The sequence below is a fragment of the Flavobacterium sp. genome (assembly GCF_036782315.1).
Classification (GTDB): Bacteria; Bacteroidota; Bacteroidia; order Flavobacteriales; family Flavobacteriaceae; genus Flavobacterium.
The window spans coordinates 17489-31612 of record NZ_DAIPZK010000014.1 but is presented as its reverse complement, the minus strand read 5'-3'; the positions used below and the strand labels follow the sequence as shown (position 1 = coordinate 31612).

Here is a 14124-nt window from a genome sequence, read left to right as displayed (position 1 = left end):
TTTTTTATAACTCTTTAGCAGTTTCAGCTATTGCATTTATAGTAAAATCTAAGTCTTCATAAGTTAATGCATCAGTGATAAACCAAGTTTCATATGCCGAAGGAGCAATGTAAACTCCTCTATTCAATAATCCATGGAAGAATTTTTTGAACGTTTCGTTATCTCCATTTTTAGCGGTTGCAAAATCTGTAACCGGATTTGCATCAAAATGAACTGAAATCATCGACCCTACTCTATTAATTGTAAACACAATATTATCTTCTGTCAATACATTTCTAATTCCGTTTTCCAAATAAGCCGTTTTTTCATCTAAACGTTTAAAAATATCAGAATCCGAATTTAAAGCTTTTAGCATTTCTAAACCTGCCGCCATAGCTAAGGGATTACCTGACAAGGTTCCTGCTTGATATACTGGACCAAGCGGAGCTAAATAGTTCATAATTTCTTCTCTTGCTGCAAAAGCTCCCACTGGCAATCCACCACCAATTACTTTTCCAAAACAAACAATGTCAGCTTGAATTCCAAATAATTCTTGAGCTCCACCTTTTGCAAGACGAAATCCCGTCATTACTTCATCAAAAATTAGTAACGCTCCATTTTCTGAACAAACTACTCGCAACGCTTCTAAAAATCCTTTTACTGGTGGCACACAGCCCATGTTTCCTGCAACAGGCTCAATGATAATAGCGGCAATTTCATTTTTATTGGCTTCAAAAAGCGCTTTTACATTTTCAATATCATTATAGGAAGCTAACAAAGTATCTTTTGCTGTACCTTCAGTAACACCTGGCGAATTTGGCACCCCAAATGTACTTAAACCACTACCGGCAGCAATTAAGAACGAATCCGAATGACCGTGATAGCATCCTGAAAACTTTATAATCTTATCTCTTTTTGTAAAACCTCGTGCTAAACGAATCGCACTCATACAAGCCTCCGTACCTGAATTTACAAATCGAATTTTGTCGATATTCGGCACCATTGAAACAGCTAACTGAGCAATTTTCGTTTCTAATTCTGTTGGCATTCCAAAGGAAGTTCCCTTTTTTGCTTTTTCAATAACTGCATTAACAACAGGTTCATAAGCATGACCTAAAATCATTGGACCCCATGAGTTGATATAATCAATCAAACGATTACCATCTTCATCATACAAATAGGCTCCTTTGGCTTCTTTTACAAAAATTGGAGTACCTCCTACTCCTTTAAAAGCTCGTACTGGAGAATTTACGCCACCAGGAATTACTTTGTTTGCTTCAACAAATAATTCGCTACTTCTTTTATATAACATTATTTTATTTTGATTTGTTGTCCGATAGAAATGGTATTATCTGACATATTATTTAGTTTTTTTAAATCTTCAACAGTAAGTTTAAATCTTTTTGATAAAGAATACAACGTATCACCTTGTTGAATTGTATAGTAATCTCCTCCTTGAGCTACAATTACCTCTTTTTTTGTAGGTTTAAAATCGCGACTTAAAACTTCGTTATCATATTTATACAATTCAAAACGCTCGATTAATCCGATTAATTTTTCTGGATATTTAACATCAGTTGCATAACCTGCTGCTTTTAATCCTTTTGCCCAAGATTCATAATCTCCCTTATCTAATTTAAACAAACTCGAATATCGAGGTCGAGAAGTTAAAAACAATGAGTGATCGCGATACGATTCAGATGGGAATTCATATTTTCTAAAACATTCTTGAGCAGCATCATCATCGTGTTTTACACTTTCACCTGTCCATTCTTTATGACATTTAATTCCAAAATGATTATTGGCAGCTAATGCCAACTTCCCTTTTCCTGCACCCGATTCTAAAATACCTTGTGCTAAAATGATACTGGCAGGAATACCATGGTTTTTCATGTTATTCATTGCCACATCTTTATAGTTTTCTACATACGCTTTAATTTCTTCAGCATATGTTTTTACAGTAGAGGTGGCTTCAAGCTCTACTTGAGCTCCTGAATTATTAGGTTTAGAAGTAGAGGAATTGGTTGAAGAACCAGACGCAACTGACTTATCAGTTGGCTTTGTTGATTTACTTTGTGTTACAGGTTGTTTTTTAGCTGTAACTTTTGGTTTTGTTGAAGTTCTAACTACAGGACGTGAACTTGTACAGCTCACCACTAAAAGCGCTAATAGAAAAAGGGCTAATTTAGTTTTTAACATATTGTATTATTTCTTTATTCTTTTTTTGTAAAGCAAAATTCATGCCTTTAATTCCTTGTAATCCACCAGTGTGAATCATTAAAATTTTTGAATTTGGTGGAAAATATTCTTTTTTAATTAAATCCAAAACACCAAAAACCATCTTACCCGTATATATAGGATCTAATGGAATATTAGTTTGACTGTAAAAAGAATTTAAGAAAGAAATTAATTCTTCATTTACTTTACCATATCCACCAAAATGATAAGTATCATTTATACTCCAATTCTTTTTCTTTACAAAATTACAAATTACATCAGATAAAAAAGAACCTTTTAAAGAAGAAAATCCAATTAATTGCTGATTTTCATCTGAAGAATTGATTAAACCAGAAAAAGTTCCACCAGTTCCTACTGCACAAGCTATGTGAGAAAAATTATGTTTATCAGATAAAGCTAAAATTTCTTCACATCCCTTTATCGCCAAATTATTTGTTCCTCCTTCAGGTAATAAATAAAAGTCTCCGAATTTTTCTTGTAAATGTGCAATAAATAAACTCGATTCTTTATCACGATAAGCTGTCCGACTCACAAAATAAAATTGCATCCCTAATGCTTGAGCGTGAGCCAAAGTTGGGTTCTCTTTAATTTTATCTTCTAACTCTTCACCTCGAATTACACCAATAGTTTTAAAACCAAATTCGGCTCCTGCCCCTGCAACTGCTAAAATATGATTGGAAAAAGCACCTCCAAAAGTTAATAAAGTACTTTGCCCTAACTTCTTAGCTGATTGAATATTATATTTTAGTTTTCGAAATTTATTACCCGAAATTATAGGATGCAACAAATCTTCTCTCTTGATAAAGAGTTCAATACCATTTGGTAAATCAAGATGTATTTTTTGGTTACTGAATTCCATAAAAAAGCAGCCAATAAAAGCTGCTTTCAAATATACTATAATAGAGCTTATTATTTTCTTGAAATAATTACTTTTTTGCTCATTTCCAAATTATCATTGGTTTTAGTTTTTACCACATAAACACCATCACTTAAATTTGAGGTTGAAAATTCAAAAGAAGCATCATTACCTAAATTTTCTTTTTCCAATACAACTTTCCCTGAAATATCATATACAACTAATGAAACTATTTCTTTATAAAATGTATTGTAAATAGTCAATTTACTATCCAAATTGTTTTGAAAAACACAGAAAGATTCTTCTAACTCTTGAGTTCTTTTTACATCTTTGGATTTTTTTGTAAAAGTTATTTCAAAACGAGTAGTATTGTTTCCTGCTGGCAACGTTATATTAAAAACATCACTTTTAATATCATGATAAATATCTGTAATCTTATCGTGTAAATAAACTTTCTGATTTGCTTGCAAGCCTACTATTTCTTTTACTTGAACTTTAAAATTAGTTGGAGCATTACATCTGAACCCTACAGGAATTTTTTTATTAACATCATATTTAACTGTAGTTGCAATATATTCATGTGGTCTATCTGTTAAAATAAAATAAAACTCAGCACCTTCACCTGATGGGGATCGTCCATCTGCACCATAATCAAAACCATCTGTAGCAGTATCTAAAAAAGCAATAGTTGTAGGTCTTACGCCACTGTCGTTATACATAGCATGAATTCGAATGTATGGAGCAGTATTTTTTTTAATTTGAGTATAATCGATTCCGGCGACATTTGGAATTGCAGAAAAATATTCGACATTGTTTTGAGCAGTAGATTCTGATCCACTTCTAGCAAACTCTGACAGATTAGCCACTCCTTCTTTAACAAAAACACGATAATTATTTTTCATTGTAACATTTCCTGAAGCAGTTCCCAAAACCATGAAACCTTGCCCAATAGGACTAAATCTTCGTTGAAATTCAGTTCCCGAACCAGTTGGTATGCCTTGCGAACCATAACCATCATAAGACCAAAAGGCGGCAGGAGTATAAATTCCAGTTAATGGTGTATAAACCCCATAACCTCCTTGATATTGCCTTAAAATATGAGTATTAACCTCTACTTGTTCCCAAAAATAAGCTTGCCCATTAATAAGATTTGCATTTGCTGGATCTAACAAATAAGCATTTAAATCAATTGCGCTAGGATAAGGATTTCCAACTAAAGTATAATTTCCTGTACTAACCGCTACACTAATATTTCCATCATTAGGTTTACCTCTAAAATCGTATCGTTGATTATTACCAGGATTATTTTGAACGTTCTCAGTAACCTGAGCAACTGTTGCGTCAGTTCCAGATGTTCCTTTCATAGTAAAGCCTTCACCAGCATTAATTATAGAGGCAGCTCCCACATAAGACCATTGCGCATAAGCATTAGAAGTTATGAAACGCCATATCCAATAAGGAGCAATAGCTAAAGGATTTGCTGATCCATTATAATTGTTAGTAGCTAATATTGTTGCAGGAGTTGATGCTGTAAGTCCAGTTGGACGTTGCAACATAGTAATTCCAAAAGGTTCATTTCCTATTAAATTAGAAGCATTACCAACAGGTGAACACCAGTAATTATATTGAAAATTGTTAACCGTTCCTTCTTGAAAAACCGAAAGTTTCCCACTTCCGGTATTAGCACTTGAATTAGTTGACCCTTGTAACAATTGTGAATTATTCCTCAAAAAAAGATTCCCGTTATTTTGAAGATTAACATCTTGATTAACAAAGACAAACTGATCATTTACAAAAACATAAGTATTAGGACTAACATACATTTGAGAAAATGTATTAAGAAAACCCAAAAAGCCGAAAATAAAAAGTAAAATTTGCTTCATAACTAGGGAATTTAAAACAACATTAACAAATATAACTAATTACTAAATACCTATTGCTTAAAAATAAAAATTTAACATAAAATCAATTTATTCAATAAATATATCACAATAAAAAGAAAATTAGAATAAATAAAGCTTTAAATTTTAACAAAAATAATGTAAAGTATATTTTTTTAACTATAAAATTAAATTCGAAAATGCATTTTGTCGATTTTTTTTAACACTTCGTCGATTTTTTAATGAAAAATCAAGGAATTAAGAATCTTGTTTATAAAAAAAATCAAATTAGTTGTAAAAAATTATAAAATATAAATACTTTTGCTCTATATTTGGTTTACTATCATCCTATTAGGTTTGATATAAAATAATAAAATCATAATATCCCTATAATTTATGAAGCAGAATTACGCCCTAATGACGTGTTCTCGTGTGTGTAACAACGCATGGAACTTAATTTCTCAAAACAGTAAACTTAAAACTAGCAGTTTACTCCTTTTATTTTTAACCCTTTTTGGATTTTCTGATGCTTTTTGTCAATCACCTAGTGTATTTACAACCTCTGGAACATGGGTTTGTCCAGCCGGGGTGACTACTATTCAAGTTGAAGCATGGGGTGGTGGTGCTGGAGGAAGATCAACAGCTAACACCAATGGACATGTCGGTGGTGGTGGTGGTGGTGGTGCATATGCACGAAGAAATTCAATTACAGTAATTCCTGGAACTACTTACACAATTACAGTTGGAACTGGTGGAGCTGCCAACACAGCTGGAACAGCCTCAACTGCAACAATAAACGGAGTAACTATCACTGCTGCAGGAGGTTCTGTTGGAGCTGCTTCAAATACAGGAACCGTAGCTGGTGGAAACGGAGGAACAATAGCTGCAAGCGTTGGGGATGTAAGATTTGCTGGTGGAAACGGAGGATCTGGTCTTGGCAGCGGCTCTGGAGGTGGTTCTGGTTCAGGTGGTGGAGGTGGTTCTGCTGCTGGTTCAACTGGAAATGGAAACAATGGTAATAATGCAGCAAATACGACAACTCCAGGTACTGGAGGAGCTACAGTAGCTAACTTTGGTGGAGCTGGAGGTAATGGTGGAAATAATTTTAACGGAGGAAATGCAACTGTCAACTATGGAGGTGGCGGAGGTGGCGCAGGACACAAAGGAAACACTGGAGGATCTGGAATGAATGGAGCTGTAATCATAACTTTCACTTGTCCTGTAAATACAGTTAATGCTGGTCCTGACCAAACTTTAACGACTTGTGCTACTACAGCAACTTTAGCTGGAAGTACTGTAACAGCTGGTATTGGAACATGGACTGTTGTTTCTGGTACAGCTACAATAACTTCACCAAACTCACCAACTTCTGGAATTACAGGAATTATTCCTGGAACTCCAGTAACATTAAGATGGACAATTGACAATGGAAGATGTGGCAGCGGTTTTGACGATGTGGTGATTACTTCTCCTGTAGGACCTGGATGTTTCAATTATTGTCCACCAACCCATACTGTTTCTTGTAGTGGAACAATAACTAATGTAACTTTAAACACCCTAAATAATACAACTGGATGTGCTAATACTAGCGGCACATCATACACAAATTATGCTGCTTCTGGAACTCCTACAACAAGTGTTTTAATTGGCACCTCTTATAATTTATCAGTAACAACAAATTTGTCTTCAATTGTTTCAGCATGGATTGATTTCAATGCAAATGGAACTTTTGAAGCATCAGAATGGACACAAGTATATTCTTCAGGAACCAATGGTTCTGTTTCGATACTAATACCTTTTGGTTCAACCCCTGGCGTAACAACTATGAGAATCAGATCAAGAGGCGCTGGGAATGCTAATGCGTCAGGAGATTCTTGTACAAGTTTCGGATCTGGAGAGACTGAAGATTATGCAATTACATTAATTGCTCCTCCAGCATGTGTTGCCCCTACCGCACAACCTACTGCATTAGGTCTAACCGCATCTGGAACTATTATTTCTGGCTCATTTACTGCTGCAAGTCCTGCCGCAAACAGCTATTTAGTTGTAATAAGCACTTCAGCTATACCTCCATCAGCACCTGTAAACGGAACAAACTATTCTATTGGAGGAACTTTAGCACCAGGATATACTATTGTGGATAATGATACAAATACTGTTTTTTCAGCTACAGGACTAACAAATTCAACAACATATTATATTTATATTTATTCATTTAACAACTTATGTTCTGGAGGACCTTTATATCTAGGAACTTCTCCTTTAACAGGAAACATAACTACAGGACTTGTTGATTATTGTATTCCTACCTCTAATGTAAGTTCTCGATATATTGAAGACATCTCTACTGCTGGATACATAACTAATATTACTAACATGGGGACTGGAAGAGCTGCAACTGGATATGCAGATTATACTGCCGTTCCTCCTGTAACACAAATTCCTGGTGGTGGTGTTACTTTAGATTATAGACTTGTAAATTCAAGACAATATGTAAAAGTTTGGGTTGACTGGAATAATGATGGCATATTTACAGATGCGGCTCCAGAATTAGTATATACAACTGGTGGCGTACAAACTATCGCTGGTTCTGCAGGATTTGTAATTCCAATTGGTACTTTACCAGGAAATTACAGAATTCGTTTCAGATCATTTGAAGCATCTCAAACTTTTACGCCTTGTGCTACTGGATTAGCAACAGGAGAAACAGAAGATTACAGATTGGTTGTTGTAGCTGATTGTTCAGCAAAAATAACTAGTGTAGTAGATGGATCTAGATGTGATACAGGTACAGTAAACGTTACAGTGAATGGAAGTGCAGGAACAACACAATACAGATTTTACAGCGCTAGAACTGGTGGTACTTTAGTAGGAACGTCTGCAACTACTACTTGGACTACTCCATCAATAGCAACTACAACAAGCTATTATGTTACCGCATGGAATGGTACATGTGAATCATGGTACAGAGAAGAAGTAAAAGCAATTGTAAATCCTACAACAACCATTAATGTAACACCATCCACACCTGAAGTTTGCGGTGAAAACAATGTAGTTTCAATAGCTGCATTAGGAGATATTGTTATCGATTATTTAGTTGATGAAAATTTTGAAGGTGGTGGATTTGGTGTATTAACTAGAACAAATGTTGCTGCAGATGCCAACACACAATGGACGAATAGAACAAGTCCTTATGTCCCTACTGGTTCCGTTTGGAAACCAGCAATTACTTCAAGAACAATTGGAAATAGATTTGCATTATCAGTTTCTGATTTTGCTGCACCTGCTCCTAAAGACACACAATTAAGAACTGTGGCATTAAATACAACTCCATATTCAAGTTTGTTTTTAAGTTTCAGACATTATTTTTCATACTATGTTGGTGAACCTTTACAATTTGCTGATATCGATGTTTCTACTGATGGTGGCGGAGCTTGGACTAATATTGCACGCTATACTTCAACACAAGGATTTGCTGGCGAATTTAATGATGTAGTAATTGATGTAAGTGCTTACGCTGGTTTACCTTCAGTTATGTTTAGATTTAGATATCACTTACAAGGTTCAGCTTTTTGTGATGGTTGGGCAATAGACGATGTAAAAGTTTATGGAACTAGACCTTTAAATACAACCTTCACATGGAGTGGTGGCGTAACTGCTTTTATTGATTTAGCTTGTACAATACCTTATGTAGCTCAAAGTGTTTCTACTGTATATGTTAAACCTACACCAGCTCAACTTGAACTACCAACTTATTCTTTTACAGCAACTGCTACTCTAGGAAATGGTTGTCCAGTATCTAAATTAATTACTATTAACAATCTTTCTAAAGTTTGGAAAGGTGGAACGAGCGGCAATTGGAATGATCCAAATAACTGGAGTCCTGTAGGAGTACCAGATGCAACTACTTGTGTTATTATACCACCTGCTACTAACAATTCCGTAATTTCTGGTGTAAATTATAACGGATTTGGAAAAACTTTACAAGTTAAAAACGGTGGTAATTTACAAATACTATCTAACAACACTTTAACAATTACAGACTTTGTTGAAGTAACTGGTACTGGAAATTTAACTCTTGAAAATTCTTCAAGCTTAATTCAAGTAAACAATGTAGCCAACTCGGGCAACATTACAATGAAACGAAATGTTAATTTAAGAAAACTTGATTATGTATATTGGTCATCTCCAGTAGCTAATTTTGGATTAACCAATATTTCAACAACCTCTTATCGATACAAATGGATTCCTACAATTCCATCTAATATCAATGGCTTTGGTAACTGGTCTGCTACTAGTGAAACAATGGTTAATGGTAAAGGATATATTGTGAGAGGTCCTGATAGTTATACAAGCACGCCTCAAAATTATACAGCAAATTTTGTGGGAGTGCCTAACAATGGAACTATTACAACTCCTATTAGCAGAGGCACCTATAATGGAGTAAATTATTCAACTGGTGTATCAACTACGTTAGCAACTCGAGATGACGACAATTGGAACTTAATAGGTAATCCATACCCATCAGCTGTAAATGCTAATTTATTCTTAGCTGCTAATACAAATATTGCAGGTTTCATTAAATACTGGACTCATGGTACATTACCATCTTCAGCTATTTCAGATCCTTTCTACAATAACTTTGGTCAAAATTATACGGTTGCCGATTATGTAACATATAATGCTACAGGTTCTAATCCCGCTATTGGTAATGGAAATATTGCCGCAGGACAAGGATTCTTTGTATTAATGAATCACACTTCTACTGCAACAACTGAAAATGTAGTATTTAATAACAGTATGAGAAGAAACGACTACAGAAACGATTTATTCTATAGAAATAGTAATGAAAATAATTCAGGCGAAGGTGAAAAACATAGAATTTGGTTAAATCTAATTAGTCCTTCTGCTACTTCTAGCCCAACTTTAATTGGTTATATAGATGGTGCAACTAATGATTTAGATAGAATGTATGATGCTCCAGCATTAGATGTAAAAACTAATTTTGAATTGTATTCATTCTCTAATACAGATAAATTAAACATTCAAGGTAGAAGTTTACCCTTTGATGAAAATGATGAAATCCCACTTGGTATTTCTATAGCTCAAAACGGAAATCATACCATAGGTATTTCAACGGTGGATGGTTTATTTGAATCTGCCACTCAGAATATTTATTTAGAAGACAGAACTTTAGGTATTACACATGATTTACGTTCAGCTCCTTATGCTTTCACAGCAACAACAGGAAGATATGAAAATCGTTTTGTACTTAAATTCAAAAATACCACTTTAGGCAATGAAGATTTCACTGCAAATGCAGTAACAGTTTTCACTAACGAAAGTATTAATGTGAACGCAACAAACCAAACCATTAAATCAGTTCGAGTACATGATTTATTAGGAAGAGTTTTAGGAACATTTAATAATGTAAACTCAAATACTTTCTCAACAAGAAATGTAGCTAAAACGCAAAGTCCATTATTAGTAGAAGTTACTTTAGATAATGGTGCTACAAAAACTTATAAAGTAATTTTCTAGAATTATCTTTAAAAAATAAAACTTAAACACCTGCTAATCAGCAGGTGTTTTTTTTGTACCTATAGTATCAAATACTTAATTAAACATCTAAAATATTAAAAAAAAACGAATGTTATTTATCGTATTTTTGTGTTTTTTATCGATTTTTAACGTTTTTTATAAACACATTGTTGTTTTTTATTAAAAAAACAAAACCAAAACAATAATTTCTTCGTAATTTAGAAACAGAATTCATAGAAATCATTTGTTATGACAAAAACATTCCCCCTACAGAATGATTTTGTAAAAATAAAAAAGTACAAAACAACAGTTTGGTTGTTACTAATTGTATGTTTTTTAAATTTTCAAAATCTATTAGCCACTACTTATTCAAGTAGTAATGTGGCTCAAATTACAAATCCCGTAACCGCAGGCGCCACCAATCAATCAATTATTCGTATTGCTGTTGTTGGAGGTGGTGGAGGCGCTGCATTCCCTGTATGCAGTATGAGTTTTGCGATGAACAATTCTGTTGTTCCTTTAAATGCAAAATTATTTTATACTGGAACAAGTGCCACATTTTCAACCACAGTACAATTAGGAACAACTATCAGTAACCCTACTGGTACAATTGTTTTTAATTTCAATCAAACTCATGGAGCAGGAACATTTTATTATTGGTTAGCCTATGATATCCCAACTGATGCTCCAAACTGTTCTTTTTTCGACGCCTCTGTTGCAGATAACGGAATATCATATTCTGGGGCTGGCGGTGCGTGTCCTGGAATTTCAACTGCTACACCTGCAACACAAAATCCAGATGGTGATCGCCGAATTGAAGTAGCGGGATGTTGGAAATATTGTGCTGCAGGCGGAACAAATAATGCTGCAGGTTATTTATCAAATGTAACATTAAACACAATCAACAACAATAGCACATTTGACGGTTATATCAGTACAGGATTAACTACAACTTTATTAACAGGTTATTCATATACTCTTAGTGTATCAAAAACAACAATATCAACAACAACATTTACACAAGCATGGATTGATTGGAACAATGATGGTGATTTTGCAGATGCAGGCGAAATAGTTTTACCTTCTGCTTCTTCAACAGCCTCTGGAACACGAACAATATCAATAACTGTACCAGTTACAGCAACTGTTGGCGTCACTCGAATGAGAGCAATAATGAAACAAGGGGCAACTGCAATTAATGCTAATGGTTGTGACACTGCTAATATTTATACAGATGCAGAAGACTACAACATCAACATTTTAGAACCAGCACCTTGCTTACCTTACTTACAGCCTTTTAATTTATTTTTAAGTGCTGGAAACACTTTTATTAATGGTGCATTTTCTTATCCTACTCCACAAGCAGAAAGCTATTTAGTTGTTATTAGTTCTTCTGCTACTCCACCAACACCAAGCAATGGAACAACATACACAATTGGCTCTACAATTAGTCCTGGGTATACCGTAATAGATAATGATGGTAACAATTCATTTACAGCAAGTGGTTTAACTCCATTAACTTCATATTATTTTTACATTTTCTCCTATGACACAAACTGTATAGGCGGTCCTCTATACAATACAACAAACCCATTATCTGGTTTCACAACAACAAACAACACAGTTAGTCCCGCTTACTGTACACCTACGTCTTCTACAGGAATTCACATTAACCTAATTGAAGGAGTTGGTGCGTTTGCCAACGAAAAAAATGGCCCAACAGGATATACAGCACCAGGATATACAAATTATTCTAATATCAATATTGCAACACAAGTTTCTGGTGGCGGAGTAAATATTAACATTAGTTTAGCAGGTAGTTCCAGTTTTGGACCACCACCATGTACTTCATCCTCGCAATTAATTGCGGCATTTGTAGATTGGAATAAAGACGGAGACTTTTTAGATACTAATGAAAAAGTTTATGAATCAAGCGCTGGAACTGCTGGACAAAATATATTTGGATTTGTAATTCCGTCTGGCACACCACAAGGAATTTACAGGTTACGTATAAGAACTAAATCGTTATGTTTGGGTGCGGGCATAGACCCTTGTACAAACTATGCTGGTGGTGAAACAGAGGATTATTCAATAAGCGTAATTCTAAACTGTTCTGCGCAAATTACTGGTACTATAGATGGAAATATTTGCGGTATAGGCAACAATGTAACCTTAACTGCATTTGGAACACCCGGTACAACTGAATACAGATGGTACAATACCGCTTTTGGAGGTTCACAAGTAGGATCAAGTACAACTAATACTTGGGTAACACCTGCACTAACCAATTCACAAACATTTTATGTAGCTGCTTATAATGGAAGCTGCGAATCATTATATAGAACCGCAGCAAACGCTTATGTTTATGACACAACAGATATTAGTTTTACTCCTACAACCCCAACCGCTTGTGGCAACGATATTATAACTGTTTCGGCCTCTGCAAGTCAAAACATACAAAATCTTTTTTATGAAGGTTTTAATTCAGGAAATTATGGGCAAATGATTTTATCTACCCCTTTGAATCTATGGGATACAAATGGAAATGGCATAACAAATGATGGCGATTCACCAGAACCACGTGCTCCTTGGCTCATTCAATCTAGTCCTTGGATACCTAATGGAACAAGTGTATTTGTTCCTGCTATTAGTTCAGGAAATGTAGGAAATTACTATGCTGTTACTGTTTCAGATTATAGAGGTCAAAATATTGATACCAGATTAACAACTCCTCCTTTAAACGCAACAGGATATTCAACTTTAACTCTTACTTTCAAACAGTATTATTCAGATTTTAATAATACAGATTTTGCTTATGTTGAAGTATCAACAAATGGAGGAACAACATGGAATGCAATTGCAACCTATACAAAAGATATAGGAAATCCAGGTGTTTTCAATGAAGAAAGCATTAATTTAAATGCCTATATTAACGTAAGTGATTTAAGAATTCGTTTTCGATATTCTTCTGGATGGTGTGATGGTTGGGCTATTGATGATATTAGAATTTATGGTTTAAAACCTTATGTTTCGAGTTACACTTGGTCTGGAACAGGTATTGATGCATATTATCAATTACCAACTATACCTGCTAATTTATACAGCGGGCAAGCCGTTTCTACTATTTACTTTTTACCTAATTTAACTCAAATAGAAACTAATAATTGGACATTTGATGTTACAGCAACCCTACCAGGCGGTTGTACTGCTCAAGTACCTATTACAATAAACAATAAGACAAGAACTTGGAAAGGAATTACAAATAATGATTGGTATACTGCTACTAATTGGTCTCCAAATGGCATACCCGATGCTACTTCTTGTGTTTATATCTATGATGGACCAAATGATTCTTACATTAATGTAAGCGCGCAAAACGCTTATGCACGATTTGTTACAGTAAGACCAAGTGGTTTACTTCAAATTGAAGCAAACAATACTTTAACTGTTACCGATGCAGTGACAGTTGATGCTGGTGGTACTTTCAACATTGAAAATAGTGGAAGTTTGATTCAAGTAAACAATGTAGCCAATTCGGGCACTATTTCAATGAAACGAAATGTTAATTTAAGAAGACTTGATTATGTATATTGGTCATCTCCAGTAGCTAATTTTGGATTAACCAATATT

6 protein-coding genes are annotated in these 14124 nt (G+C 34.5%); 2 read left to right on the top strand and 4 right to left on the bottom strand.

Going from position 1 to position 14124, the window contains the following annotated elements; genetic code table 11:
- Positions 1–4 precede the first annotated feature (4 nt).
- Genes hemL through V7P59_RS11495 form a run of 4 tightly spaced genes read right to left on the bottom strand, consistent with a single transcriptional unit; the run spans position 5 to position 4956 of the window.
- Positions 5–1291, bottom strand: coding sequence for a glutamate-1-semialdehyde 2,1-aminomutase (hemL, locus tag V7P59_RS11510; RefSeq protein WP_333810305.1), 1287 nt, complete (start codon positions 1289–1291; stop codon positions 5–7).
- Positions 1291–2178, bottom strand: a complete 888-nt coding sequence (locus V7P59_RS11505) for a glucosaminidase domain-containing protein (protein WP_333810304.1) — start codon at positions 2176–2178, stop codon at positions 1291–1293. The genes hemL and V7P59_RS11505 overlap by 1 nt, the downstream gene beginning before the upstream one ends.
- Positions 2165–3076 carry a 1-aminocyclopropane-1-carboxylate deaminase/D-cysteine desulfhydrase gene (locus V7P59_RS11500; RefSeq protein WP_333810303.1) on the bottom strand — a complete coding sequence of 304 codons (912 nt, stop codon included), beginning with the start codon at positions 3074–3076 and terminating at the stop codon, positions 2165–2167. Before V7P59_RS11500 ends, V7P59_RS11505 begins: the two co-directional genes overlap by 14 nt.
- 50 nt (positions 3077–3126) lie before the next feature.
- Complete coding sequence (locus V7P59_RS11495) at positions 3127–4956, bottom strand: T9SS type A sorting domain-containing protein (RefSeq protein ID WP_333810302.1); 1830 nt, start codon at positions 4954–4956, stop codon at positions 3127–3129.
- Positions 4957–5349: 393 nt separating this feature from the next.
- On the opposite strand from V7P59_RS11495, the gene V7P59_RS11490 reads away from it, so the two are divergent.
- Both V7P59_RS11490 and V7P59_RS11485 read left to right on the top strand, forming a co-directional pair.
- Positions 5350–10494: a beta strand repeat-containing protein gene (locus tag V7P59_RS11490; RefSeq protein ID WP_333810301.1), complete on the top strand. Its 5145-nt coding sequence runs from the start codon at positions 5350–5352 to the stop codon at positions 10492–10494.
- Between the two features lie 249 nt (positions 10495–10743).
- Positions 10744–14124 (top strand): GEVED domain-containing protein (locus V7P59_RS11485; protein ID WP_333810300.1); only part of this gene is annotated, 3381 nt, incomplete at its 3' end.